We start from the raw sequence: 25,140 nt of genomic DNA on the forward strand, positions 1-25,140 counted from the left end.
GTCGGAGGGACGAGCTCGCCTGCCTGGCCGGCGGCGGACCCGCGGTACCACCCTCCTTGACGGCGGGCTGTGCCCGCCGCCCCCTCGTTGGGGTAGCGCTGCCGGTTCTACTCGTCCGGGAGCGGGATGCTCCGGGCTTTCTTCCGGCGGCTCGGGGGTGATCTTCACGCTGCGCTCGCCTCCGGGCTTCCACCGTCCCCGGATCGCTCTGGGCCGCTCACAGACGCTACTCGTCCCCGTCCTCGCCTTTCGCCGTCCTCAGTGTACGGGGATTCCGCCCCGGGTACGGAGCGGTTTTCGCGCGGCCGGGCGGGGCACAAAGGTGGCAGACCGGCGTGCCCCGTTGCTGCGCGGTTGAAGTCGATTTATCGTTCCGGTCACGTTTCGCGAGCAAGATCACAAAATGTGAAGGGGCCGCGGTCATGGTGGCGGAGGAGAGCGCCGCGAAGAAGACGGCAGCATCGAAGAAGGCCACAGACGACGGGGACCGGACCGCGGCGGCGAAGAAGGCGGCCGGGAAGGCGCCGGCCGAGAAGGCATCGGCGAAGAAGGCATCCGCCAAGAAGACGGCGGCCAAGAAGACGGCGGCCAAGAAGGCATCCGCCAAGAAGACGGCGGCCAAGAAGACGGCGGCCAAGAAGGCTCCGGCCGCGAAGAAGACGGCCGCGAAGAAGACGGCCGCCGCAACGGCGCCGGCGAAGAAGGCCGCGGCGAGGACAGGCGCGGGGGAACGGGCGGCGGCCGACGGGGCCGCGGCGACGACAGCGGCCGGAACGGCGGGGGGCCGGCAGGAAGGCGCTGCCGAGGCGCCCACCGGACAGGACGCGCGGACGACGACGGGAGCTGGGACGGTGGCTGCGAAGAAGACTCCGGTGACGGAGACCGAGGCGGTGCCCACGGCGCGGAGCGAGGCGGGCCCGGTGGCCCCCGGCGAACTGCTGGTACGCCCCGACGAGGAACCATGGTCCCCGGAAGAGGTCGAGGAGGCCCGCTCGGGTCTGCGCGAGGAGGCCGACGGGCTCCGGCAGGAGATCGCCTCCGCGGAGGAGGCGCTCAGCGGCCTGATGCGGGACTCGGGCGACGGCGCCGGTGACGACGACGCGGACACCGGGACCAAGAACATCACCCGCGAGCACGAGATGGCGCTGGCCGCCAACGCGCGCGAGATGCTCTACCAGAGCGAGCGCGCGCTGGAGCGGCTGGACGCGGGGACGTACGGGCAGTGCGAGAACTGCGGCAAGCCGATCGGGAAGGCCCGGATGCAGGCGTTCCCGCGGGCCACGCTCTGCGTGGAGTGCAAGCAGAAGCAGGAGCGCCGCTGAGCCCGGGAGAACGCCGTGAACACCGCCGTCCGCGCGTGTCGTACCCTCAAGGCGTGACTGAGGTGGAGCGGACTGTCGACGGCCCCGACGAAGGCGCGGCCGGCGGTGGTGAAGAGGAGCACGCGGAAGGGGAGTCCTCCGCACCCCCGCGGCGCAGGCGGCGGATCGGTGTGCTGGCCGCGGTGGCCGGGTTCGCGTTCGCGCTGGACCTGGTCAGCAAGCTGGTGGTGGTCGCGGAGCTGGAAAACCACGCCCCGATCGAGCTGCTCGGCTCCTGGCTCCAGTTGAGCGTCATCCGCAACCCCGGTGCCGCCTTCGGCCTGGGAGAGGCGCTGACGCTCGTGCTGAGCGCGATCGCGGTGGCCGTCGTGGTGGTGATCGCGCGGATTGCCCGCAAGCTCTACAGCCTCCCCTGGGCGATCGCGCTGGGCCTGCTGCTGGGCGGTGCGTGCGGCAATCTGGCCGACCGGATCTTCCGTGCCCCGGGGGTCTTCCAGGGGGCCGTCGTGGACTTCATCGCGCCCAAGCACTTCGCGGTCTTCAACCTGGCCGACTCGGCCATCGTGTGCGGGGGCGTCCTGATCGTGCTGCTCTCCTTCCGCGGCCTGGACCCGGACGGCACCGTCCACCGGGACTGAACCCGGCCGCGCGGACCCGTCATCGGCGCCGGACTCCGTGCGGCGGTGGCCGCCGGTGCGGAGCGCCGCCCGCCCGCCGCTGTTCGGCCGGGGCGCTCGGCCGGAGCGCTCGGCCGGGGCGCTCAGCCGCGGTGCGGGACGTGCACCCGGACGCGGTAGCCGCCCTCGTCGGTGGCGCCGGTGACGGTGATGCGTATCCCGCCGGGGAAGGTGTGGCTCTCGCCAGGGGCGAAGGGCGCGTCCGACATCTCGGCCAGCTCGCTGGGCAGTCGGTCGGTGCAGGCGGCGCCGCCGCCGCTGCGGGGGCGGGAGTCGACGACACGTACCGGGCCCTCGCCGGTGGGCCGCGCCGAGTCGACGGTGTAGAGGAGCACGCCCTCCGCGCAGATGCCCCGGTCCAGTCCGGAGCGGGTGCGCGCCTCGGCCACTATCGCCCGATGCCGTCCGGTCCGTATCACGGTCAGTCCCGCGTCCGGGGAGCTGACCGGGTTCAGGGTGTGCTCGGAGGTGCCCGCCGAGGTGACGCAGCCGACCCGGGAGCGGGAGAGCCAGCCGAACTTCCACTTGTGCCAGCCCAGCAGGTCGGAGATGCCCGCCATGCTCATGGTGTCCCAGCCCCCCGCGTACTCGACGGAGGCGTTCTCCGCGACGTTGTAGAGGTCGGGCAGACCGTAGAGGTGGTGGGCCTCGTGGACGAAGTTCCCGCGCTGCCACAGCGCCGAGTCGGAGGCCCGGCCGAAGATGAGGGCCGCTCCGTGCACCCGGGTGCCCGCGGCGCGGAGCCCGTCGAAGGTGTGGGCCTGGGAGACGGTGGGCGCGGCGGGCAGATTGCTGTCGGCCACCACGAAGACGAGGTCGGCACCGTGCACGTCGGTGCCCTGGCGGTGCGCGGCCTCCAGCGCGTCCTGCACGTAGCCGCGCATCAGGCCGGTGGGGATGCCGCGGGTGATCCCGTAGGAGGACCACGGCCGCGGCATGCGTATCCAGTCGGAGTTGGTCTCGGTCTCCAGCCGGTACTTGCCGAAGGAGGCGCGGTTCCAGAAGCGGTCGCCGTACCGGGAGAAGAAGCGCGCGCGGGTCCGGGCCGGGGTGGCCGCGGGGTGGTCGCTGAAGTCGACCATCAGCATCAGCGCCCGCTTGCTGCCCTGCGGGCGGACGTAGCCGGGTCCGAGCGGACCCTCGTCGGTGCCGCTGCCGGGTGCTATGGCGCAGGGGCCCGCGATGCCCTCGGCCGCCGCCACCCGCACCGGGGCCAGCGTGAGGCAGGCGGTGGCCAGTGCGGTGGCCACCGCCAGTACGCGCCGGCGGCCCTGGCCGGGACGGCGGCGTACACCGCCGTCCGGACCGGAGTCCGGCGCGGGGTGCTGAGGCGTGCTGCGCGGCGTCATCGGCGATTCCCTCCGGTGTCGCTGCTGGTCCCGAGGCTTCTGTCACACCGTCGGCGCCGGCGGCGGGCGCCGCACCCCGGGGTGGTCCGCGCGGGTGAGCGGGTGAGCGGGGGTGCCGGTGCCGGAAGCCGCGTCTGCCGCCCTCCCCGGAGTGCGGCCGGAGCACGGCGGCCGGGGTGCCGCCGGAGGCGAGGGCGTGCGGGCCGTACCGCCGCGTCCGGCATACTCGATCAGGTGAGCACGCTTCCTGAGACCCGCACCCTGCCCGTACCCGACGGCCTCGAAGGCGAGCGCGTCGATGCCGCCCTCGCCCGGATGTTCGGCTTCTCGCGGACCAAGGCGGCGGAGCTGGCCGCGGACGGCAAGGTCCTGCTGGACGGTTCGCCGGCGGGCAAGTCCGACCGGGTGCAGGGCGGCGCCTGGATCGAGGTGGAGATGCCCCGGCAGGCGCAGCCGGTGCGGATCGTCGCCGAGCCCGTGGAGGGCATGGAGATCGTCCATGACGACGACGACATCGTGGTGATCGTCAAGCCGGTCGGGGTCGCGGCCCACCCCAGTCCGGGCTGGAGCGGACCCACCGTGATCGGCGGGCTGGCGGCCGCCGGGTACACGATCGCCACCTCCGGCGCGGCGGAGCGGCAGGGCATCGTGCACCGGCTGGACGTGGGCACCTCCGGGCTGATGGTGGTCGCCAAGTCCGAGCGGGCCTACACGCTGCTCAAGCGGCAGTTCAAGGAGCGCACCGTCGACAAGCGCTACCACGCGCTGGTCCAGGGCCATCCCGACCCGCTCAGCGGCACCATCGACGCGCCCATCGGCCGCCATCCGCAGCACGACTACAAGTGGGCGGTCACCTCCGACGGCAAGCCGTCGGTGACCCACTACGACCTGGTCGAGGCGTTCCGGGCGGCGAGCCTGCTGGACATCAAGCTGGAGACCGGGCGCACCCACCAGATCCGCGTGCACATGGCGGCACACCGGCATCCCTGCGTGGGCGATCTGACCTATGGCGCCGACCCCACCCTGGCCAAGCGGCTGCGGCTGGAGCGCCAGTGGCTGCACGCGGTGCGGCTCGGCTTCGAGCACCCGGGCGACGGGAGCCGGGTCGAGTACGAGAGCGGCTACCCGGCCGACCTGCAGGCCGCACTGGACAAGGTGCGGGCCGAGAGTTCCTGACCGAATGGATCAGCTCGCCCTCTTCTTCGCCCTCCTGCTCGCCGCCGTCCTGGTGGTCCCCCTCGGGGACAAGCTCGGGCTGCCCTCACCTGTGCTGATGACGCTCTTCGGCGGTGTGCTGGCGCTGATCCCCTCCATCCCGAACGTCTCGCTGCCGCCCGATTTCATCCTGCCGCTGGTGCTGCCGCCGCTGATCTACGCCGCGGCCCAGCGCACGTCCTGGCGGCAGTTCGCGGCGAACAAGCGGCCGATCTTCCTGATGGCGGTCGCACTGGTGTTCGTCACCACGGCGGCGGTGGCCGCGGTCGCCAACCTGCTGGTGCCCGGGCTCGGCCTGGCCGGGGCGGTGGCACTGGGCGCATTGGTCGCACCGCCCGACCCGGTCGCGGCCACCGCGGTGGCCGGCAACGTCGGACTGCCCAGGCGGCTGGTCTCGGCGCTGGAGGGGGAGGGCCTCTTCAACGACGTGACCGCCATCACCCTCTACCACGTCGCCATCGCCGCCGCCGTCACCGGCACCTTCTCGCTGCCGGTGGCCGCGGGCGAGCTGGTGCTCTCCGGTGTGGTGGCGGTCGCGGTCGGACTGGGGCTGGGCTGGCTCGCGAACAAGCTCATGGGCTACCTCGGGGACGCCACCCTGCAGACCGGGCTGAGCCTGCTGGTGCCCTTCGCCTCCTATGTGCTCGCCGAGGAGCTGATGGGCTCCGGCGTGCTGGCCGTCCTGACGACCGCGCTCTATCTGGCCTCCGGGCACGCGGTGGACGCGGACGACGTGCAGGGCCGGCTGGCCGGGCAGACGTTCTGGCAGATCGTGGACACGCTGGTGACCGGGATCGCCTTCGGGCTGATCGGGCTGGAACTGCACACCGTCTTCGGGACCGTCCAGCAGGACTGGCGCCGGCTGCTGCCCGCGGCTCTCGCGGTGGTCGGCGTGGTGGTCGCCCTGCGGCTGCTGTGGCTGCTGCCCTCCGCCTGGCTGGCGCAGCGGCTGCATCAGCGCAAGGACCTGGACGAGGACATCCCGCGCAACTGGCGGGAGACGGTCGTCGTGTGGTGGGCGGGAATGCGCGGGGTGGCCTCGGTCGCGCTGGCGCTGGCCGTCCCGCTGTCCGTGGAGCCCGATGCCGGGGGCGGAGCGTTTCCCGGGCGGGAGGCGATCCTCTTCATCGCCTTCGCGGTGGTGCTCGTGACCCTGGTCTTCCAGGGCCTGACCCTGCCCCGGCTGGTCCGCAGGCTGAACGTGCAGTCCGACAGCGCCGCCGAACGGGAGCTGGAGCGGCAGCTCGCGCTGCGGGTCGCCAAGGCGGCCCGGCGGCGGCTGCGGGAGATCGAAGAGGTGGAGGAGCTGCCCGAGGAGGTCTCCGAGGCGCTGCTGCGGCGTGCCTGGGACGTGGGTGCGCGGATCTCGCCCGAGATCGTCGGCGAGGAGCGCCGGGCCGCGCACAGCAAGCGGGTGGCCCGCGCGCAGAAGCTGCGGCGGCTGCAGAACGAGCTGCTGTCGGCGGCCCGGCACGAGGTGATCGCGGCGCGGAACGAGGCCGGGGTGGATCCCGAGGCCGTCGACCGGGTGCTGCACCAGCTCGACGTGCGCAGCTTCCGGGGCAGCTGAGCCGTCCCCGCGCTGAGCCGCCGCGGTGAGCACGCCGCGCGGGGCTGTCCGGCCCCGCGGCACCGGACAGCAGGGCCGGGGCCCGCGGGTCAGATCGACTTCTCCTGCGGGATGTACCGGATTCCCGGCAGCGAGTCGGGGTGGTAAGCCCGCAGCCAGGCGATCAGGTCCTCGCGCAGCGAGCAGCGCAGCGCCCACAGGTCGCCGGAGGTGCGCGCCGTGACGGCCACCCGTACCTCGACGGTGGTCGGCGTGGTCCCGGTGACCACCACGTTCCAGTTCCGCCCGTCCCACTCGTCGCTGGCCCGGACCAGCTCCTCCGTCTTGGCGCGCAGCTCGGCGACGGGGGTCGAGTGGTCGAGGTGGAGGTAGACGGTGCCGGTCATCTGCGGGCCGCCGCGGGACCAGTTCTCGAACGGCTTGTTGGTGAAGTAGGAGACCGGCATCGTGATCCGGCGCTCGTCCCAGGTGAGGATCACCAGGTAGGAGACGGTGATCTCCTCGACCGTGCCGAGTTCCCCCTCGACCACGACCTCGTCGCCGATCCGCACCATGTCGCCGAAGGCGATCGACAGCCCGGCGAACAGGTTGCCCAGCGTCGACTGGGCCGCGATACCGGCGACGATGCCCAGCACACCGGCCGAGGCGAGCATCGAGGTGCCGAACGTCTTCATGCCCGGGAACTGGAGCAGCACCGCGGCCACCGCGATCACCGTCACCACGGCGGTGATCAGCCGCCGGATGAGGGTGAGCTGGGTGCGTACCCGCCGTCCGCGCGCCGGGTCCAGGGCGGCGCCGGCGTACCGGTTGGCCAGCGTCTCCGTTATGGCGGCGACGATGCGCAGGATCAGCCAGGCCGAGGCGGCGATCAGCACGATGGTCAGCCACCGGTCGACACCGGCCCGGTGGTCCTTGGCCAGGTGTGTGCTGTCGAAGAAGCTGCTGACCAGCAGCACGAAGAGGACCGCCTGGAAGGGGAAGCGCCCGCTGCGCAGCAGCCCCCACATCGGGGTCTCCGGGTGGCGGGTGTCCAGGCGTACCATCAGCCGGTCGACGGCCCAGGCGAGCACGTACGAGAGCACGATCGCGCCACCGAAGACGATGACGGGCCGGAGCACGTTCTCCATGGTCGCCTTTCTCCTGACGGGGGTTCCCGGGCTCGGTGCCGGGACGGGCCGCTCTGGGACCACCGACGACCGTACCTGGCACCATGTGGAGTACCCGGCTCCAGGAGCCGCACCAGGGGTTCTTTGTGAAGGAAGTGACATCTGTGGCACCCGTATCGCTCGTTCTCCTGCACTCCGTGTGCGGGCTCACTCCGGACGTGCGCGCCGCGGCGGAGCGGCTCCGCGCCGCGGGGCACGAGGTGGTGACCCCCGACCTGTTCGACGGCCGGACCGCCGCCTCGGTGGAGGAGGGGATGCGGATGCGCGAGGAGGAGGGCAGCCCCGACCGCGACGAGCTGCTGCGCAGGGCCGTGGCCGCCGCGGCGCCGCACTCGGGCAAGGGGCTGGTCTACGCGGGCTTCTCGATGGGCGGCTCCATCGCCCAGACCCTCGCGCTGGCCGACGAGAAGGCCCGCGGCCTGGTGCTCTTCTCCGGCACCTCGGACATTCCGGAGGACGCGGCGGTCGACGACCTGCCCGTGCAGCTCCATGTCGGCGATCCCGACGCCTTCGAGCCGCACGACTGGCTGACCTCCTGGTATCTGCGGATGCAGCAGGCCGGTGCCGACGTGGAGGTGCACCGCTATCCGGCGGCCGGGCATCTGTACACGCACGCCGGGCTGGAGGACTACGACGAGGAGGCCGCCGAGCGCACCTGGCGCACGGTGCTGGGGTTCCTGGAGACGCTGTAGGCGCACGCCGGGCCCGCCCGGCCCGGCGGAGCCGGTGACCCCGCGGCGGTACTCAGGCCGGGGCGCCGCGGGCGCTCAGGCGCCCCGCCGCCCGGGGAGGCTCAGGAGGCGGTGCGGCACCGTCGCGGCAGCTTCACCTCTCCCGGACGATGCGCGAAGGTGTTCATCACCAGCCACTCGTCCAGCTCGGGATCAAAGAGATTCTGGACCCCGAACTGGAGCACCTGCCAGAAGGTGCCGGGATCCCGCTGGTCGACGTAGACGTCCCCGAGGGCGAGCGGGAACCGCAGGTGGTTGCCCGGCGGCCGCTGCGGCAGGACGACCCCGACCCGCCAGTGGTTCACCCGCCGCCGCGGGGTGCGCTCCAGGGTCTCGCGTCCGACGAACCGCGCCTTGGCGAGCAGCGCGTTCAGCCGTTCCCGGTCGAAGCCGGGGATCTTCGAGCAGGTGTGCTCGGTCAGCCCGGGCCACTTGTAGGTGAGTGTGTAGAGCGTCCCGCGGTAGATCAGGTTCGTGAACCAGATCGGATACTGCGGGCCGCCCGCCACCATCTGGCTGTCGCCGTCGCGACCATCCCAACGGAAGGGGACCTCGATCCCCAGGTCCCGGACGATCCACTTGCCCCTGCCGTTGAAGTTCCGCGGCAGCCGGGGCGGCGGCGGGGTCCGTGCGGTGGCCGGTTCCGCCTCCGCGACCCCGGACGAGAGCGTGCGTCCCGCCCGTTCCCCGGCGCTGCCGGCGGCCGGTGCCGCCGGCGCCGCCGGAACGAGCGCGAGCAGTCCGGAGATCGCGGCCGCGGCTGCCGTCCTCCGTGCGCGTGTCCAGCCCATGGTCTCCCTCGACCTCCGCATCACGCGCCCTCGGGGCGCAGGGTCCAACGCGTCGAATGCCCACAAAACGTACGCACAGGAGAGTCGGACCGCGGCGGCGACAGGCGCACCGCCGCCGGAAGGGAGGGCGCTCGGCCGCCGGTCGGCCCAACGCGGCCGCAGTGCGCTGCGGCCGGACGGCTCAGCGCTCGCAGCGCCCCGTGCCCTGGGCGGCGCCGGGCGCGCAGATGTAGGGGCGGTCCGCGGCATCGTCGCTGACATAGCGGCCCACGCACTGGTTCGACGAGGTGAGGCCCCGCGCGCTGCACCAGGAGGCCGCCGCCGTCCCGTCGGGGAAGCCGTCCGCGGGTCCGGAGCTGTAGAACATCCAGTAGCCCCCGCGCAGCGAGGCGAAGCTGTCGCTGTCGAGATAGCGCACCCCGTCGGCCTTGCGGCTCAAAGCGGCGCGCATCTTCTCGCGTGCGCCGGTGCCGTCCGCCTTCGCGACCGAACCGAGTTGCGCCACCCAGGTGTCGGCGGGGGAGGCGGTCGGGGAGTCGGGCGGAGGGCCGGACCGGGCCGAGGACGTGCTGGGTTCCGGTTCCCGGCTCGGGGTCGTCTCCGGTTCCCGCTCCTCCGCGGAGGTGCTGGTCTCCGGCGCGGAGGAGGCGTCCTGCGCGTCGGACGCCGTCGGTGCCGGGCGCGCGCCGCGCCTGCCGTCGTCGGCCCCGGCCGCCGCGCCGTCGGAGTCGCCCGGCCGGACCAGCAGGAACAGGCCCCCGGCGACGAGCGCGGCCGCCAGCACGCCGCCCGCAGCCGCCCACCCGGCCCGCCTCCACGGCGCCGCCCCGCCCGCGCCGGCGGGCGCCGCGGCGAGTGCCCCCGGTTCCGGTACGGGCGGCGGCACCTGAGGTGTCCCCGGGGAGCGGACCGGGATCGACGTCTCCGTCGGCAGGTACGGCGTCGCCGCCCGGCCCTCCGCGACGTCCCCCAGCATCCGCTCCAGCTCCGCCCCGTCGGGCCGGGCCGCCGGATCCTTGACGAGCACCGCGGCCAGCACCGGCGCCAGCGCCCCGCTGCGCACCGGTGGCGGTACCGGATCGTCGAGCACCGCCGCGATGGTGGCCAGCGTGGTGGCGCGGCGCAGCGGACTGCGGCCCTCCGTGCACACGTACAACGTCAGCGCCAGTGACCACAGATCACCGGCCGGGTCGTCGTCCACCCCGCGGACCCGCTCCGGCGCGACGAACTCCGGCGACCCCAGGAACTCGCCCGTGGCCGTCACCGCGGCGGAGTCCTGGAGCGCGGCGATGCCGAAGTCGGTGAGCACCGCCGAACCGTCCGCGCGCAGCAGCACGTTGCCGGGCTTCACATCGCGGTGCTGGATACCCGCGGCGTGCGCCGTGCGCAGCGCCGAGAGCACCTCGCGGCCCAGCCGGGCGGCCGTGCGCGGCTCCAGCGGCCCCTCCGCCAGCCGCTGCTCCAGCGAGGGGCCGTCCACCAGCTCCATCACGAGCCAGGGGTAGGGCCCCTCGTCCACGATGTGGTGGATCGTCACCACGTGCGGATGGCTGAGCCGGGCCAGGGCCCGGGCCTCCCGCAGCACACGCTCCCGCAGTGCCCGGGACCCCTCCGACCCCTCCAGGGCCGCCTCGGGACCGCCGGGGCCGGCCGACGGGGGCCGGACCTCCTTCAGCGCCACCTCGCGGTGCAGCGCGACGTCCCGCGCCCGCCACACCGTTCCCATGCCCCCGGCCCCCAGCGTCTCCAGCAGTTCGAAACGCTGATCGACGAGGTGCCCCTGCTCCCCCTGCTCGCCCCCTGCCATGGGGCCAGCCTACGGCGGTGCGGCTCAGCTCAGGGGGCGATACGTCCGTTCGATCCGCTGCGAGCCGGAATCGGTGCGGTACGAGCGGCGCAGGGCGGCGGTCGCGTTCTTGTCCGCCTTGTCGGACAGTACGAAATAGTCCATCTGCGCCCGGTGTGTGTCCACGTCCAGCACCCCGAAGCCGTGCGAGTCCATGTCGACCCAGCGCACGTGCCGGTTGGCGGCGCGGACGGCCGCCTCGGCGAGGCCCGAGAGGGTGTCGGGCGCCACGTGCAGGGTGTCGTCCAGGTTGTCGGAAGTGACGGAGGTGATGACGAACTCCGTTGCCAGCGGGGCTTCGCGGGGGTAGTCGGCCGCGTGCAGCGGAACCTCGTTGGCCCAGTTCATATGGATGTCACCGGTGAGGAAGACGGTGTCGGTGATCCGGTTGTCCCGCAGATGGGTGAGGAGTTCCCGGCGGTCGTCCGTGTAGCCGTCCCACTGGTCGGTGTTGACGGCCAGCCCCTCCTTGGGGACGCCGAGCAACTCGCCCAGCGGCCCGAGGAACTTGGCCGGGACGGAGCCGAAGGCCACCTGGGAGATCATCACCGGGTTGCCGACGAGCTTCCAGCGGGCCTGCGAGCTCGCCAGCCCCTTCTTCAGCCAGTCCAGCTGCTTGCGCCCGGTCAGGGTGCGGTCCGGGTCGTCGATGTCCCGGCCGTGCCCCACCTCGGCCTGCGCGTCGCGGAACGAGCGCAGATCCAGCAGATGCAGCTCGGCCAACTGCCCGAACCGCAGCCGCCGGAAGGTGGTGCCCGCGGTGGAGGGCCGTACCGGGAGCCACTCGAAGTACGCCTGCTTCGCCGCCGCGACCCGCTGCGCCCAGCCGCCCTCCGTCCCCGGGTCGTGGTTGACGGCCCCGCCCGACCAGGCGTTGTCGGCGAACTCGTGGTCGTCCCAGATTGCGACGAGGGGGTGTGCCGCGTGCATCGCCCGCAGGTCGGGGTCCGCCTTGTAGTGGCCGTGCCGGATCCGGTAGTCGGCGAGCGAGACGATCTCGTGCTCGGGCTGGACGGTCCGCACGACGTCGTCCCCGGTGGGGTACTCGCCGTGCCCGTACTCGTAGATGTAGTCGCCCAGGTGCAGCACCGCGTCCAGGTCGGAGCGGGCCGCCAGATGCCGGTAGGAGGCGAACCAGCCGCCCTCGTAGTTGGCGCACGAGACCACCCCGAAGCGGAGCCCGGAGACCTCCGCGCCCTCGGCGGGGGCGGTACGGGTGCGGCCGGTGGGCGAGTGCACGCCGCCGGCGGTGAAGCGGAAGAAGTAGGTGGTGGCCGGGCGCAGCCCGCGCACATCGGCCTTGACGGTGTGGTCGGAGGCGGCCTGGGCCCGCACGGTGCCATGCGCCACGCGGTCGGTGAACCCGCGGTCCGCGGCCACCTCCCAGGCCACCTCGACCGCGGCACCCCGGCCCGAGCCGGGGACGGCGCCGGGCTCCGGGGTGACCCGGGTCCACAGCAGCACCCCGTCGGGCAGCGGATCGCCCGAGGCGACACCGTGCACGAAGGAGGGGCCGGCGTCGGCCGCGCTCGCCGCGCCCGCGAGCGGCAGCAGCGCGGCACCGGCCGCACCGGCGGCGACCACGGAGCGGCGCCGCGGCGCGGGCAGCACGCCGCCGGACAGGGACTGTTCGGTTCTCGAGTGAGGAGAAGTCACGAGCGGTCATGTTACGCACGAGTACGAACGAGGGGCAGACCTCGTACAGTCCGCCCCTCGCCGTTCCCGGCCGCCGCGGGCTACTTCTTCTCGTCCTTGCCCGACTTCAGGTCCACACCCAGCTCCTTGAGCTTGGCGGGCACGTCCTGGGGCTGCACCTGCTCACCGTCGATCTTGACGGTGGGGGTGCTCTGGACGTCGGCGCCGTTGAAGCCGGCGATCATGTCCTTGGCCCACTTGGTGTACTTCTTGCCCTTGACGGCCTTCTCGAACGCCTTGTTGTCCTTCAGCTCCGGGACCGTGTCCGAGACCTTGAGCAGGTAGTCGTTGTCGGCGAACTTGTCCTCCTGCTCCTCCGGGTGCCACTTGGCCGAGTACAGCTTCGCCTTGTAGTCCGCGAACGCCTGGACGCTCACGGCCTTGGCGGCGCCCAGCGCGCGGGCGGCGTTGCGGGAGCCGGAGCCGCCCATGTTGCCGTCGATGATGGCGCCGAGGTGGACGCGCAGCTTGTACTTGCCCTCCTCGGCGCCCTTCTGCAGCGGCGCGCCCATCGCCTGCTCGAAGCTGGCGCACGCCGGGCAGCGCAGGTCCTCGTAGACGTCCACGGTCTTCTCCGCCTTGGTGCCCGCGGTCGTGACGGACATGCCGTCGTCGCTGGCGTCCTGGCTGTTCAGCTTGGCGACGAAGATCCCGATACCGGCCACCACGGCCAGCACCCCGACGACCGAGAGGGCGACCAGCAGCTGCCGCCGGGTCCGCTCCTTCTTCGCCTGCTTCTCGCGCTCGATGCGCAGCCGCTCGCGGGCCGCGCGCTTGGCTTCCTGGCTGTTGCGCTTGCTCATGGCTGTCTTCTTCTCCGATGTCCGTACGCGGGGGAATCCTTGCCTCAGACCGCCGGTGCCACGGCGGTCCGGGCAGGCGGCCCGCGACGGTGTACGGAGTGGGTCAGCAGCGGCAGCGCGGGCGGGGCACCGGGCGCGGAAGCCCGCGGCGGCAGCACCGGGCCGGGGTCGCGGACGGCACCGACGGCGGCGACCGCGATCCGCAGCGGACGGAACGCACCGGTGGCTGCTGCGCGCAGCAGCCTCGCCGCGGCCGCCTCGCCGCGGCGCAGCCACAGGGCGGCCAGCAGGCCCGCAGCGACGTGCGCCGCCAGCAGCAGCCAGGGGAGTGCCGTGCCCGGCACCCCGTGCACGCCCGCCGGGTAGGCGGTGGCCTGGCCGCCGTGCGCGGTCATCCGCGCCAGCGGCGTGCCCACGCTGCCGCCGCCGCACAGCAGATCGACGCCCACCGAGCGCAGCGGCCCGGTGACCGGCCCGCCCGCCTGCCCGTAGCAGGCGTGCCGGCCGGTGGTGAAGACGGTGTCGGCGGCCAGCTCCAGCGGGACCAGGAGCGCCGCTATCCGGGCGAAGCCCCGCTCCCGGCCGGCCAGCGCGAACGCCGCCGCGAAGACCGCCGCCGAGACGAGCAGGAAGGGGCGCAGCGGAACGGGGGAGCCGGAGAGCAGCACGTGGGCTCCGGAGGACAGGGCGACGCAGAGGGCGGTGAAGATCCCCGCCCGCACCGTCCGTACTCCCGCTGTTCCCATGGGGTCCGAGTGTGCCATGGGAGCAGGCGGGCAGTCTGCGAAGGGCCGGAACCGGTCACGGGCGCAGCGGGCTGCCCCGCCCGCCTCCGCGGGCCGGCGGGCGGAGCCCGCGGGGGCCGCTGCCGGGCCTGCCCGGGCCCCGGGGCGCCGCAGCGGCCCCAGGGGTTCCCGGACGTCCCCGGGAGCCTCACATCCCGGCGATGCGGCCGTTGCGGAAGAGGTCGACGAAGATCTGGTGGTCGTGCCGGGCCCGGGCGCCGTAGGTGTGGGCGAAGTCCACCAGCAGCGCGCGGAAGCCCCCCTCGTCGGAGGAGATCGCCTCGTGGATGGCGCGCTCGGTGGAGAAGGGCACCAGGCTGTGCCCGCTCTCCGCCTCGTCGGCCGCTGCGTGCATCGTCGCCGTCGCCCGGGCGAGGTCCGCTGTGACCTGCGACATCTCCTCCGGGTCCGACAGCTCCGACCAGTCCAGGTCCACCGCGTAGGGCGAGACCTCCGCGACCAGCTGGCCCGCGCCGTTCAGCTCCGTCCAGCCCAGCCAGGGGTCGGCGTGCGCCTGGAGCGCGCGCTGCGAGATGACGGTGCGGTGGCCCTCGTGCCGGAAGTAGTCGCGCACCGCCGGGTCGGTGATGTGCCGCGAGACGGCCGGGGTCTGCGCCTGCTTCATGTAGATGACCAGGTCGTTCTCCAGGGCGTCGCTGTGCCCCTCCAGCAGGATGTTGTACGAGGGCAGGCCCGCGCTGCCTATCCCGATGCCGCGGCGGCCCACCACGTCCTTGACGCGGTGCGCGCCGTGCTGCTCGCGGTCCGCGCTGTGCGGGAGTGTCGCCAGGTAGGAGTCGAAGGACGCCAGCACCGCGGCCCGGGTCTCCGCGTCCAGCTCGATGGAGCCGCCGCCCGGGGTGAAGCGGCGCTCCCAGTCGCGGATCTCGGTCATGGTGCCCAGCAGTCCGAAGCGGGTGTTGGCGCGTGCCGCGCGGAGCGCGTCCAGCACCGGGCCGCGCGCGGTGTCCAGGGTGAGGGCGGGCGGCTCGTTCTCCGAGACGCCCTCGACCAGGTCCCGGATGCGGTCGCGGTAGGCGTCGGCGTAGGTGGTCACCAGCGCGGTGATCTGCTCGTCGCTGAGCGCCTTGCTGTAGCCCAGCAGCGCCACGGAGGCCGCGAAGCGCTTGAGGTCCCAGGTGAAGGGGCCCACGTAGGCCTCGTCGAAGTCGTTGACGTTGAAGAGCACCCGGCCGTGGGCGTTCATGTAGGTGCCGAAGTTCTCGGCGTGCAGGTCGCCGTGTATCCACACCCGGCTGGTGCGCTCGTCGAGGAACGGGCCGCTGCCGGCGCCCGGTCCGTAGGCGCTGCCGGGTGCCGTCAGGTCGGCGTAGAAGAGGCAGGCGGTGCCCCGGTAGAAGGCGAAGGCGGAGGCCGCCATCTTGCGGAACTTGGTCCGGAAGGCCGCCGGGTCGGCGGCGAGGAGGTCGCCGAAGGCCGTGTCGAAGACCTCCAGTATGGTCTCGCCGCGTTCTGCTGCCTGGCCTGCCGTGGTCATGGGTGCGCTCCGTGGGGCGGTAGGGGACCGAAACCGGTGTATGACGAATCGAGTGTCCAACCTACGCCGACGCCGCCGGGGGCCAGGATGGTTCTGCGCGGGTGCGGAACGGTCGTGGACCGGACGCCGAACAGCCGCGGGCCGGATACGGAACAGCGCTCCGCGCGGCCCCGGACGGCTCGTCGGGGACTGTCGGTGGCGGGCCGTAGACTTCCCCTTCGCCCCTGAAGACCCGCGCCCGGAGGTGGCCTCGTCGTGAGTGACAACCCCTTCACTCATCTGCATGTGCACACGCAGTACTCGCTCCTCGACGGTGCGGCCCGGCTCAAGGACATGTTCAACGCCTGCAATGAGATGGGCATGTCGCATATCGCGATGACCGACCACGGCAATCTGCACGGGGCCTACGACTTCTTCCACTCCGCAAAGGACGCCGGGGTGACGCCGATCATCGGCATCGAGGCGTACCTGGCCCCCGACCACCGCAGGAACACCCGCCCGGTCAAGTGGGGCACCCCGCACCAGAAGCGGGACGACGTGTCCGGCAACGGCGCCTACACCCACATGACGATGTGGGCCAGGAACGCCACGGGGCTGCACAACCTCTTCCGCGCCCAGTCGCGGGCCAGTCTGGAGGGCTTCTTCCGCAAGCCCAGGATGGACCGCGAGCTGCTCGCCGAGTACGCCGAGGGTCTGATGGCGACCACCGGCTGCCCCTCCGGGGAGGTGAGCACCAAGATCCGGCTGGGGATGGAGGACGAGGCGCTCCAGGCCGCCGGGGAGTACCAGGACATCTTCGGCAAGGAGAACTTCTTCGTCGAGCTGATGGACCACGACATCGAGATCGACAAGCGGGCGCGGGACGGCCTGGAGCGCATCGCGCGGAAGCTCGACGCGCCCTTCGTCGTCACCAACGACTCGCACTACACCTATGCGCGTGAGTCGGCGGCGCACGACACCCTGCTGTGCATCCAGACCGGCAGCAATCTCTCGGACCCGGACCGCTTCAGCTTCGACGGTTCCGGCTATTACCTCAAGACCGCCGAGGAGATGTACGGCATCGACTCCTCGGAGGCCTGGCAGTCGGGCTGCCGCAACACGCAGCTCCTGATCGCCGAGCGCATCGAGACCGAGGGCATGTTCGAGCCCAAGAACCTGATGCCGAAGTTCGACGTGCCCGAGGGGTACGACGAGATCTCCTGGTTCCGCGAGGAGGTCCGGCGCGGAATGGCCCGCCGCTTCCCGGGGGGTGTGCCCCAGGACCGCCAGGAGCTGGCGGACTACGAGATGAAGGTCATCATCGACATGGGCTTCCCCGGGTACTTCCTGGTGGTCGCCGACTTCATCAACTGGGCCAAGGACAACGGCATCGCGGTCGGTCCGGGCCGCGGCTCGGCGGCGGGCTCGATCGTCAGTTACGCCATGGGCATCACCGACCTCGACCCCGTCACCCACGGGCTGATCTTCGAGCGGTTCCTCAACCCCGAGCGCGTCACCATGCCCGACGTCGACATCGACTTCGACGAGCGCCGGCGCGGTGACGTGATCCGCTACGTCACGGAGAAGTACGGCGCCGACAAGGTCGCCATGATCGGCACCTACGGCACGATCAAGGCGAAGGCCGCCATCAAGGACGCCTCCCGCGTGCTGGGCTACCCCTACGCGATGGGCGACCGCATCACCAAGGCGATGCCCGCCGACGTGCTCGGCAAGGGCATCCCGCTCTCCGGCATCACCGACCCGAACCACCCCCGCTACAGCGAGGCGGGCGAGGTGCGCGGGATGTACGAGAACGAGCCGGACGTCAAGAAGGTCATCGACTCCGCCATGGGCATCGAGGGCCTGGTGCGCCAGATGGGCATGCACGCGGCGGGCGTCATCATGTCCAGCGAGCCGGTCATCGACCACGCGCCGATCTTCTCGCCGAAGAACGACGGCACCGTCGTCACCCAGTGGGACTATCCCAGCTGCGAGTCGCTCGGCCTGCTGAAGATGGACTTCCTGGGGCTGCGCAACCTCACCATCATGGACGACGCGGTCAAGATGATCCGCAAGAACAAGGGCGTCGACCTCAAGCTCCTCGACCTGCCGCTGGACGACCCCAAGGCGTTCGAGCTGCTGTGCCGCGGCGACACCCTCGGCGTCTTCCAGTTCGACGGCGGCCCGATGCGCTCCCTGCTGCGCATGATGAAGCCCGACCACTTCGAGGACATCTCCGCGGTCTCGGCCCTCTACCGCCCCGGCCCGATGGGGATGAACTCCCACATCAACTACGCGCTGCGGAAGAACGGCCAGCAGGAGATCACGCCGATCCACCCGGAGCTGGAGGAGCCGCTCAGGGACGTCCTCGACATCACGCACGGCCTGATCGTCTACCAGGAGCAGGTGCAGAAGGCCGCCCAGGTGCTGGCCGGCTACTCACTGGGCCAGGCCGACCTGCTGCGCCGGGCGATGGGCAAGAAGAAGAAGGAGGTTCTCGACAAGGAGTTCGTGAACTTCCAGAAGGGCATGCGGGACAACGGCTACTCGGACGGCGCCATCCAGGCCGTCTGGGACGTGCTGGTCCCCTTCGCCGGGTACGCCTTCAACAAAGCGCACTCCTCCGCCTACGGGCTGGTCACCTACTGGACGGCCTACCTCAAGGCCAACTACCCCGCGGAGTACATGTCCGCACTGCTCACCTCGGTGCGTGACGACAAGGACAAGTCGGCCGTCTACCTCAACGAGTGCCGCAAGATGGGCATCAAGGTGCTGCCGCCCAACGTCAATGAGTCGGAGGCGAACTTCACCTCCAGGGACGACACCACGATCGTCTTCGGCCTCACCGCCGTGCGGAACGTGGGCCAGAACGTCGTCGACTCGATCGTCAAGTGCCGCAAGGCGAAGGGCAAGTACTCCTCCTTCCCGGACTTCCTGGACAAGGTCGAGGCCGTCGTCTGCAACAAGCGCACGGTGGAGTCGCTGATCAAGGCCGGCGCGTTCGACGAGATGGGGCACACCCGCAAGGGCCTCACCGCGCAGTTCGAGCCGATGATCGACAACGTGGTGCAGGTCAAGCGGAAGGAGGCCGAGGGCCAGTTCGACCTCTTCGGCGACCTCGGCGGGGACGACACCGCGGACTCCGGCCCCGGCTTCGGCCTGGACGTGCAGTTCTCCGAGGAGGAGTGGGACAAGACCTATCTGCTCGCCCAGGAGCGGGAGATGCTCGGCCTCTACGTCTCCGACCACCCGCTCTTCGGCCTGGAGCACGTCCTCAACGAGAAGGCCGACGCGGCCATCGCCCAGCTGACCGGCGGCGACTACTCCGACGGCTCCATCGTCACCATCGGCGGCATCATCTCCGGCCTCCAGCGCAAGATGACCAAGCAGGGCAACGCCTGGGCCATCGCCACCGTCGAGGACCTGGCCGGGTCCATCGACTGCATGTTCTTCCCCGCCACCTATCAGCTGGTCTCCACCCAGCTCGTGGAGGACGCCGTCGTGTTCGTCAAGGGGCGGCTGGACAAGCGGGAGGACGTGCCCCGGCTCGTCGCCATGGAGCTGCAGGTCCCCGACCTGAGCGAGGCGTCCGCCACCGCGCCGGTCACCATCACCATCCCCACCGTCAAGGTGACGCCCCCGCTGGTGGAGAAGCTGGGCTATGTGCTGACCCAGCACCGCGGCGCCAGCGAGGTGCGCGTCCGGCTGGAGGGGGCGCGCAAGACCACGGTGCTGCGGCTGGACCGGCACCGGGTCACCCCCGACCCCGCGCTCTTCGGCGACCTGAAGGAACTGCTGGGCCCCGCCTGCCTGGCGGGCTGAGGCCCGCCGGACGCACCGGATGAGCCCCGGACCTCCGGTCCCTCCGGGGCAGCGGCCGAGCCGGGAGGCCCCGGACTCCGGGTGCCCCCGGGCCCGGCCCCGCCTCCGGGCCCGGCCCCGCCTCCGGGCCCGGCCCCGCCTCCGGGCCCGGCCCCGCCTCCGGGCCGGCCCCGCCTCCGGGCCCGGCCCCGCCTCCGGGCCGGCCCCGCCTCCGGGTCCGGACTCGGTGCCTCCCGGTCCGGCTCCCGGACCGGGAGGCCGCATCCGGGTTCCGGCCCCGGAGACGCGCAGCTGCCGGTCCCGGAACCGAAGGGGGTCGCGGCCCGGCGCCGAGCGCCGCGACGGTCGCCGGTCCGACGGTCGCCGACCTGCCGATCCGCGGTTCGCCGGTCGGCCGGTCGTCAGGCGGCCGCGGGCACCGGTCGGGCCCCGGGCCCCGGTCGTGGTCGCCCTCGTGCCCTGGCCGCAGCATCGACTGCGGCCAGGGCACGAGAGTGCGACGGGACGGGCCCGGTGGGCCAGGTGTGCTCAGTTGTGGCCGAAGCGGCGTTCCCGGCCCTTGCGAGCGGCGCCGGTGGGCGGCGTCCGCTCCGCGGCAGCCGACTTCGCGCGCTCCCGCTCCCGCTGCTGCTCCTCCGCGGTGCGCGATTCCCGGGCCGGTTGACGGTTCTTGTTCTTCGCCATGTTCGCCTCCTGCGACGGAGGTCCGTCTCCGGACGAGAGGGTCCTCCCGTTCAGATTCGCATGACCTGAAATACCGTGCATGTCGGACAATTACCGCGAGTGGGCGCCACGCCGATGATCGAGTTCCGGCTGATAACCCCCGCGCGGTCGGGCAGACTCGAAGGACCCGGGGAACGGCCGGCACGCGAAGGCACAGCCTCGGCTGGATGTCATGACCGAGAGTGGGTGGAACGTCGTGGACCGCTGCGTCGTCCTGGTGGACGCCGGATATCTGCTGGGCGCCGCCGCCAGCCTGCTGGCCGGGGAACCCACCCGCTCGCGGATCACCGTCGACCACGCAGGTCTCATCCGCTCCCTCCGGCGGCAGGCGGAGGCCGACACCCAGTGCGCGCTGCTGCGCATCTACTGGTTCGACGGCGCCCCGGACCGGGTGCCGCAGCCCGAGCACCGCAGGCTGCGCGTGATGCCCCGGGTGACCGTGCGGCTGGGGGCCCTCACCCGCAGCGACGGCCGCTGGGCGCAGAAGGGTGTGGACGCCGCCATGCACGCGGAGCTGACCGAACTCGCCCGCAATCGGGCCTGCTCCGACATCGTGCTGGTGACCGGCGACGGCGATCTGCTGCCGGGGCTGATGTCCGCGAAGGAGCACGGAGTGGCCGTCCATCTGTGGGCGGTCCAGGCCGCCGACGGGGACTACAACCAGTCCGAGGACCTGGTGGCCGAGGCCGACGAGCGACGCGTGCTGGACCGGACCTGGATCACCCCCGTGGTCCGGGCCAAGGACCTCTCCGCGCCCTGTGCGCCCCAGCCCGCACCCCGCCCGGAGATCGCCGCGATCCTCTCCGCACCGCTGCCGGAGACCGGGAAGAACGGTTCCGTGGGCCACCGCGGCGCCGCCCCGTCCGGCCCTGCCCCCTCCGGTCCGGCCCCTGCGCCGTCCGACCGGCCGCCCGAGGAGGACGAGGGAGCCGAGCCGCAGCCTGCGGCCGAGGACGGCGGCGAGGATGCCGAGCGGCCCGCTTCCGGGCAACCCCCGCAGCGGAGCGAAGGCGTGCCCACCCCCAAGGACCTGGCCGGCCTCGGCCGCCAGGGGCAGCAGGCGCATCCGCCCGCCGGGCCGCCGGGGGCCACGCTGCGCTGGTCGTCCGACCGCGGCTGGGTCGAGCGGTCGGCACCCGGCGAACCGCCCGAGACCGCGGTCCTGCCGATGCTCGCCCAGCTCACCACCGCCGAGCAGCGCTGGGCCGACCGCGAGGAGGACATCACCGCCGTCAGCGGCGATCCCTTCGAGGTCGGTCAGGTCTTCGCGCGGCGCTGGACCGAGCGGCTGAGCAGCGAGCAGCATCTGAACCAGCTCTCCGGCGAATACCCCCGCATCCCGCACCGGATCGACGGCGAGCTGCTCCGCTACGCGGCCCGGTTCGGCCTGCTCGCGCACAAGGACGACCAGATCGACGAGCACGACCGCTACGCGATCCGGGCGGGCTTCTGGCGCGAGGTCGACGCCCGCTCCGGCGCCTCGGCCGAGCACGCACCGGCCGGTGACTGACCTCCCGGCGCAGCGCGTTCCGCCGGCCGGGTCGGCCGCGTACCCGCCGCGGCACGCCACCGGCTCCGCACCCGCACCGTGCCGCCGCCACCGGCCGCGCCGGGAGCCCGCAGGGGTCGGAGCGGGCCGGCGGAACCCGGACGCGTACCCTCATAGGTCGTGAGAACGGGCACTCGGCAGGCGGTGGACAGCTCGGTGGCAAGCGCGACGGCACCGGTCCGCACGGCTGTGCGTGTCGAGAACCTGGTCAAGACCTACGCGCCGGTGCGGGCCCGGCGCGGCGCACCGGCGGCGCCCGCCGTCCGGGCGACCGACGGCGTCTGCCTGCGGGTGCGGCAGGGCGAGATCTTCGGACTGCTGGGCCCCAACGGAGCCGGGAAGTCCACCCTGGTCCGGCAGCTCACCGGGCTGCTGCGGCCCGACTCCGGAGCGGTCGAGGTGCTCGGCCACGATCTGGTGCGCCACCCCGAGCGGGCGGCCCGGCTGCTGGCCTACCTCGGGCAGGAGTCCACCGCGCTGGACGAGCTGAGTGTCGCCCTCGCCGCCGAGACCACCGCGCGGCTGCGCGGGATGGACACCGCGGCGGCCCGTACCGCGCGCGACGAGGTGCTGGCCGAGCTGGAGCTGACGCAGCTCGCCGCGCGGCCGCTGAAACGGCTCTCCGGCGGGCAGCGGCGGCTGGCGTGCGTGGCCGCCGCGCTGGTGGGGGACCGGCCGCTGCTGGTGCTGGACGAGCCGACCACCGGCATGGACCCGCACGCGCGGCGCGCGGTGTGGGCGGCCGTCGACCGGCGGCGCGCCGAGCGCGGGGTCACCGTGCTGCTGGTGACGCACAACGTGATCGAGGCCGAGACCGTGCTGGACCGGGTGGCCGTGCTGGACCGGGGCCGGGTGATCGCCTGCGACACCCCCGGCGGACTGAAGGCGACGGTCGGCGACGAGGTGCGGCTGGAACTGGTGTGGCGGGAGCGGGCTCCGGTGGAGATCCCGGAGGTGGCCGCGCTCGCCGCCGGCGCCGCCGTCACCGGCCGCCGCTGGACGCTGCGGCTGCCGCCCGCGGCCGCGCGGGAGGCGGTCGCGCTGGTCACCACGGGCGAGGCGTTCGCGGCCCTGGACGACTTCCGGCTCGCCACCCCGAGCCTGGAGGACGTGTATGTGGCCCTCGGCGGCCGCGCGGCGGGCCAGGACGGCGCCGAGGGCCTGGTCAAGGCATGAGCGCGCGGACGGGATGCCGGGGCAGGCGCCCGGCGCAGCCGACGAGGCGGAATGAGACGGCATCGGACCATGCGCCGACGGTGCGGGACGTGAGGGGCAGGCTCGGGTGAGGACGACGGTGGGCAGCCGTACGCGGACCGGCGGCGGCGCCGCGGAGCACGGCGCGGCGGACGGCGCGGCCGGTGGGCGCGGAGCCGCGGGCGCCGCTGCGGTCGCGGCCTCCGCGACGGACACCGCAGCCGGGGGCGGGGGGCTCCTCGCGGCGGAGCCGGGCGCCGGTGCCGGGGCGGGCGACGGCACGGCCCGGATGCCGCTGGCGCCGCGCGCCCGGCTGTGGCCCGCGCTGGGCGCCGTCTACCGGGCCCAGCTCTCCCGGGCCCGGGTCGCGCGGATCCCGCTCCTGTTCGTGGCGACCTTCCAGTCGCTGGGGATCATGGTCCTGATGCGCGGAGTGGTGGACGGCGGCGCCGAGGCGCGGGCCGTGGTCGCCGGATCCAGCGTGCTGGTGGTGGCCTTCGTGGCGCTGAACCTGCTGGCCCAGTACTTCGGCCAGCTGCGTGCGGGCGGCGGTCTCGACCACTACGCGACCCTGCCGGTACCGGCCGCCTCCGTCGTGCTGGGCGCGGCGGCCGCCTACGCGTCCTTCACCGTCCCCGGGGTGCTGGTGACGGCGGTGGCGGGCAGTGTGCTCTTCCAGCTCCCGCTGGGCGGGCTGTGGGTGCTGGCGGCAGTCGTCCCGCTCGCCGGTGCCGCGCTCGCCGGGCTGGGTGCGGCACTGGGGCTGCTCGCCCCGCGCCCCGAGCTGGCCACCCTGGGCGGCCAGCTGGGGATGTCGGCGGCGCTGCTGCTGGGCGTCCTGCCCGCGGGCGGGCTGCCGCCGGCGGTCGGTTGGGTCCGGGACCTGCTGCCGTCCACCTACGGGGTGGAGGCCTTCGCGCGCACCTTCGCACCGCACCCGGACTGGGCGCGTGTCGTACTGGACCTGGGGGTGTGCGCGGCGGTCGGGGTGCTCTCGCTCGCGCTCGCCACCCGTGCGTACCGCTGGGCGGCCACCCGCTGACACCCGGGCGGCCACCCGCTGACACCCGGGCGGGCACCCGCTGCCGCCGGTGGGCGCGTCCGGGGGCGGGCCGGGGCCTCCCGCACGGCGCGGGCCTGGCACGATGGCGGGGTGACCGTACCGACGCCCTCCTCTCCCGATCCGGACTCCTCCCACCCCTCCGCGCCCGCGGCGGGAGCGGAGGACCAGCCCGGCGGCGGTGCCTCCGGGCCGCCGCTCGCGCAGTCGTACGCGGTGCACACCGGCTACGGGGGGCAGGCCGGTCCTGTCCTGTCGCGCGAGCTGCTGCACGCGGCCGTCTGCGCGGTGGCCGTCGCCGTCCTCGGCGTCCTGATGGGACTGCTGTGGCTGTGGCTGGCGCCCCGGGTGCCGCTGTACACCAGCGGCAAGCTGGTCCTCTTCCGGCACCCGGAGGGCGAGGAGGCCGTCGGCGCCGAAGGTGTCTTCACCCTGCTCGGGCTGGGATTCGGGGTGGTGACGGGGCTCGCCGTCTTCCTGGCCCGCCGGAGCGGCGGCGTGGGCCTCGTGGTCGGCCTGTGCCTGGGCGGGGCGCTGGGCTCCGTACTGGCCTGGCGGACCGGCGTGTGGCTGGGCCCCGAGACGGACCTGTCGGCGGCGGCGCGGGCGGCCGGCCAGGGCGCCACCTTCGACGCCCCGCTGGAGCTGCACGCGTACGCGGTGCTGCTGGCCTGGCCGCTCGCCGCCGTGCTCGTCCACCTGCTGGTGACCGCGCTCTTCGGTCCCCGCGACGAGCCCGTCGCCCAGTTCCCCCCGGCGCCGCAGCGCTGGGAGAGCTGACCCACGCCCGCGGGGACGGCGCGCCGACCGGCGCCGGGGATTCCGTCGCGGGCGACCGGGGCGAGGACGAGTCAGCCGCGGGCGACCGGGGCGAGGACGGCGCCGGTCAGCGCGGCCAGGTCCGCGGGCGCCAGTTCGATCTCCAGGCCGCGGCGGCCCGCCGAGACGCAGATCGCCGGATGCTCCTGCGCGGAGGCGTCCAGCACCGTGGGGAGCTGCTTGCGCTGCCCGAGCGGGGAGATGCCGCCGCGGACGTAACCGGAGGAGCGCTCGGCCGCGGCCGGGTCGGCCATCACGGCCCGCTTGCCGCCCACCGCCGCCGCCAGCGCCTTCAGGTCCAGCGAGGCCGACACCGGGACGACGGCGACCGTCAGCGCACCGTCCACCTCGGCCACCAGTGTCTTGAAGACCTGCTCCGCCGGCACGCCCATCGCCTCGGCGGCCTCCTCGCCGTAGGAGGGGGCTGCCGGATCGTGGGTGTAGGCGTGCGTCTCGAACGTGATGCCCGCCTCGGTGGCCGCGACGATGGCCGGGGTCGCCGACCCCTGCCGCTTGCTCTTCCTCGCCATGTGCTCCGCTCCGGGG

Annotated in this window: 20 protein-coding genes; 10 read left to right on the top strand and 10 right to left on the bottom strand. The window is 73.2% G+C overall.

The window, feature by feature from the left end; translation table 11 throughout:
* Positions 1 to 422: 422 nt before the first annotated feature.
* Together ACFYNS_RS04785 and lspA are read left to right on the top strand one after the other, a co-directional pair.
* Positions 423 to 1,322, top strand: a complete 900-nt coding sequence (locus tag ACFYNS_RS04785) for a TraR/DksA family transcriptional regulator (protein ID WP_388600781.1) — start codon at positions 423 to 425, stop codon at positions 1,320 to 1,322.
* A gap of 53 nt (positions 1,323 to 1,375) precedes the next feature.
* Positions 1,376 to 1,960 carry a signal peptidase II gene (gene lspA, locus ACFYNS_RS04790; RefSeq protein WP_388600784.1) on the top strand — a complete coding sequence of 195 codons (585 nt, stop codon included), beginning with the start codon at positions 1,376 to 1,378 and terminating at the stop codon, positions 1,958 to 1,960.
* Between the two features lie 122 nt (positions 1,961 to 2,082).
* Here lspA and ACFYNS_RS04795 read toward each other — a convergent pair whose 3' ends face one another.
* The gene (locus tag ACFYNS_RS04795) at positions 2,083 to 3,348 is read right to left on the bottom strand and encodes a peptidase M6 (RefSeq protein ID WP_388600786.1); all 1,266 of its coding nucleotides are present in this window, start codon (positions 3,346 to 3,348) and stop codon (positions 2,083 to 2,085) included.
* A 234-nt stretch (positions 3,349 to 3,582) separates the two neighbouring features.
* On the opposite strand from ACFYNS_RS04795, the gene ACFYNS_RS04800 reads away from it, so the two are divergent.
* Positions 3,583 to 4,524: an RluA family pseudouridine synthase gene (locus tag ACFYNS_RS04800; RefSeq protein WP_019355496.1), complete on the top strand. Its 942-nt coding sequence runs from the start codon at positions 3,583 to 3,585 to the stop codon at positions 4,522 to 4,524.
* 4 nt (positions 4,525 to 4,528) lie between these two features.
* Positions 4,529 to 6,133, top strand: a complete 1,605-nt coding sequence (locus ACFYNS_RS04805) for a Na+/H+ antiporter (protein ID WP_360297117.1) — start codon at positions 4,529 to 4,531, stop codon at positions 6,131 to 6,133.
* Between the two features lie 89 nt (positions 6,134 to 6,222).
* On the opposite strand, the gene ACFYNS_RS04810 is transcribed toward ACFYNS_RS04805, so the two are convergent.
* Positions 6,223 to 7,260, bottom strand: coding sequence for a mechanosensitive ion channel domain-containing protein (locus ACFYNS_RS04810; RefSeq protein ID WP_360297113.1), 1,038 nt, complete (start codon positions 7,258 to 7,260; stop codon positions 6,223 to 6,225).
* A gap of 143 nt (positions 7,261 to 7,403) precedes the next feature.
* Here ACFYNS_RS04810 and ACFYNS_RS04815 point away from each other — a divergent pair, with 143 nt between their 5' ends.
* Positions 7,404 to 7,991: a dienelactone hydrolase family protein gene (locus ACFYNS_RS04815; RefSeq protein WP_360297110.1), complete on the top strand. Its 588-nt coding sequence runs from the start codon at positions 7,404 to 7,406 to the stop codon at positions 7,989 to 7,991.
* 101 nt (positions 7,992 to 8,092) lie between these two features.
* Here ACFYNS_RS04815 and ACFYNS_RS04820 read toward each other — a convergent pair whose 3' ends face one another.
* The 6 genes from ACFYNS_RS04820 to ACFYNS_RS04845 all read right to left on the bottom strand — a co-directional run bounded on the left by ACFYNS_RS04820 (position 8,093) and on the right by ACFYNS_RS04845 (position 15,448).
* A complete protein-coding gene (locus tag ACFYNS_RS04820; protein WP_360297107.1) occupies positions 8,093 to 8,821 on the bottom strand; it encodes a hypothetical protein in 729 nt (242 codons plus the stop codon).
* Between the two features lie 181 nt (positions 8,822 to 9,002).
* Entirely contained in the window at positions 9,003 to 10,628 is a 1,626-nt protein-coding gene (locus ACFYNS_RS04825; RefSeq protein ID WP_388600790.1) for a protein kinase, read from the bottom strand.
* Between the two features lie 24 nt (positions 10,629 to 10,652).
* Positions 10,653 to 12,323, bottom strand: a complete 1,671-nt coding sequence (locus tag ACFYNS_RS04830) for an alkaline phosphatase D family protein (RefSeq protein WP_388600792.1) — start codon at positions 12,321 to 12,323, stop codon at positions 10,653 to 10,655.
* Between the two features lie 80 nt (positions 12,324 to 12,403).
* On the bottom strand, positions 12,404 to 13,165 hold the full coding sequence (locus ACFYNS_RS04835) for a thioredoxin domain-containing protein (RefSeq protein ID WP_388600794.1): 762 nt from the start codon (positions 13,163 to 13,165) through the stop codon (positions 12,404 to 12,406).
* Positions 13,166 to 13,209: 44 nt separating this feature from the next.
* A complete protein-coding gene (locus ACFYNS_RS04840; protein WP_388600796.1) occupies positions 13,210 to 13,911 on the bottom strand; it encodes a hypothetical protein in 702 nt (233 codons plus the stop codon).
* A 187-nt stretch (positions 13,912 to 14,098) separates the two neighbouring features.
* On the bottom strand, positions 14,099 to 15,448 hold the full coding sequence (locus ACFYNS_RS04845; protein WP_388600798.1) for a DUF2252 domain-containing protein: 1,350 nt from the start codon (positions 15,446 to 15,448) through the stop codon (positions 14,099 to 14,101).
* 255 nt (positions 15,449 to 15,703) lie between these two features.
* On the opposite strand from ACFYNS_RS04845, the gene dnaE reads away from it, so the two are divergent.
* A complete protein-coding gene (gene dnaE, locus ACFYNS_RS04850; RefSeq protein WP_388600800.1) occupies positions 15,704 to 19,249 on the top strand; it encodes a DNA polymerase III subunit alpha in 3,546 nt (1,181 codons plus the stop codon).
* 528 nt (positions 19,250 to 19,777) lie between these two features.
* On the opposite strand, the gene ACFYNS_RS04855 is transcribed toward dnaE, so the two are convergent.
* Entirely contained in the window at positions 19,778 to 19,933 is a 156-nt protein-coding gene (locus tag ACFYNS_RS04855) for a hypothetical protein (RefSeq protein ID WP_019358568.1), read from the bottom strand.
* Between the two features lie 235 nt (positions 19,934 to 20,168).
* Here ACFYNS_RS04855 and ACFYNS_RS04860 point away from each other — a divergent pair, with 235 nt between their 5' ends.
* From ACFYNS_RS04860 to ACFYNS_RS04875, 4 genes are all read left to right on the top strand, one after another.
* On the top strand, positions 20,169 to 21,482 hold the full coding sequence (locus ACFYNS_RS04860) for an NYN domain-containing protein (RefSeq protein ID WP_388600889.1): 1,314 nt from the start codon (positions 20,169 to 20,171) through the stop codon (positions 21,480 to 21,482).
* A gap of 183 nt (positions 21,483 to 21,665) precedes the next feature.
* The gene (locus tag ACFYNS_RS04865) at positions 21,666 to 22,697 is read left to right on the top strand and encodes an ABC transporter ATP-binding protein (protein WP_388600890.1); all 1,032 of its coding nucleotides are present in this window, start codon (positions 21,666 to 21,668) and stop codon (positions 22,695 to 22,697) included.
* A gap of 307 nt (positions 22,698 to 23,004) precedes the next feature.
* Positions 23,005 to 23,757 carry an ABC transporter permease gene (locus tag ACFYNS_RS04870; RefSeq protein ID WP_078565511.1) on the top strand — a complete coding sequence of 251 codons (753 nt, stop codon included), beginning with the start codon at positions 23,005 to 23,007 and terminating at the stop codon, positions 23,755 to 23,757.
* A 111-nt stretch (positions 23,758 to 23,868) separates the two neighbouring features.
* A complete protein-coding gene (locus ACFYNS_RS04875) occupies positions 23,869 to 24,555 on the top strand; it encodes a hypothetical protein (RefSeq protein WP_388600803.1) in 687 nt (228 codons plus the stop codon).
* 71 nt (positions 24,556 to 24,626) lie between these two features.
* Here the strand turns inward: ACFYNS_RS04875 and ybaK are convergent, their stop codons facing one another.
* Complete coding sequence (gene ybaK, locus ACFYNS_RS04880) at positions 24,627 to 25,124, bottom strand: Cys-tRNA(Pro) deacylase (protein ID WP_388600805.1); 498 nt, start codon at positions 25,122 to 25,124, stop codon at positions 24,627 to 24,629.
* Between the last annotated feature and the right edge of the window lie 16 nt (positions 25,125 to 25,140).

This window comes from Streptomyces sp. NPDC006925, from assembly GCF_042869575.1.
Taxonomy (GTDB): Bacteria; Actinomycetota; Actinomycetes; order Streptomycetales; family Streptomycetaceae; genus Streptomyces.

Excerpts from the sequence above, each read along its gene's own strand:
- ACFYNS_RS04785 (WP_388600781.1), top strand. The coding sequence starts at position 423 with ATGGTGGCGGAGGAGAGCGCCGCGAAGAAGACGGCAGCATCGAAGAAG.
- ACFYNS_RS04795 (WP_388600786.1), bottom strand. The coding sequence starts at position 3,348 with ATGACGCCGCGCAGCACGCCTCAGCACCCCGCGCCGGACTCCGGTCCG.
- ACFYNS_RS04805 (WP_360297117.1), top strand. The coding sequence starts at position 4,529 with ATGGATCAGCTCGCCCTCTTCTTCGCCCTCCTGCTCGCCGCCGTCCTG.
- ACFYNS_RS04810 (WP_360297113.1), bottom strand. The coding sequence starts at position 7,260 with ATGGAGAACGTGCTCCGGCCCGTCATCGTCTTCGGTGGCGCGATCGTG.
- ACFYNS_RS04820 (WP_360297107.1), bottom strand. The coding sequence starts at position 8,821 with ATGGGCTGGACACGCGCACGGAGGACGGCAGCCGCGGCCGCGATCTCC.
- ACFYNS_RS04825 (WP_388600790.1), bottom strand. The coding sequence starts at position 10,628 with ATGGCAGGGGGCGAGCAGGGGGAGCAGGGGCACCTCGTCGATCAGCGT.
- ACFYNS_RS04835 (WP_388600794.1), bottom strand. The coding sequence starts at position 13,165 with ATGAGCAAGCGCAACAGCCAGGAAGCCAAGCGCGCGGCCCGCGAGCGG.
- ACFYNS_RS04840 (WP_388600796.1), bottom strand. The coding sequence starts at position 13,911 with ATGGGAACAGCGGGAGTACGGACGGTGCGGGCGGGGATCTTCACCGCC.
- ACFYNS_RS04845 (WP_388600798.1), bottom strand. The coding sequence starts at position 15,448 with ATGACCACGGCAGGCCAGGCAGCAGAACGCGGCGAGACCATACTGGAG.
- ACFYNS_RS04855 (WP_019358568.1), bottom strand. The coding sequence starts at position 19,933 with ATGGCGAAGAACAAGAACCGTCAACCGGCCCGGGAATCGCGCACCGCG.
- ACFYNS_RS04870 (WP_078565511.1), top strand. The coding sequence starts at position 23,005 with ATGCCGCTGGCGCCGCGCGCCCGGCTGTGGCCCGCGCTGGGCGCCGTC.
- ybaK (WP_388600805.1), bottom strand. The coding sequence starts at position 25,124 with ATGGCGAGGAAGAGCAAGCGGCAGGGGTCGGCGACCCCGGCCATCGTC.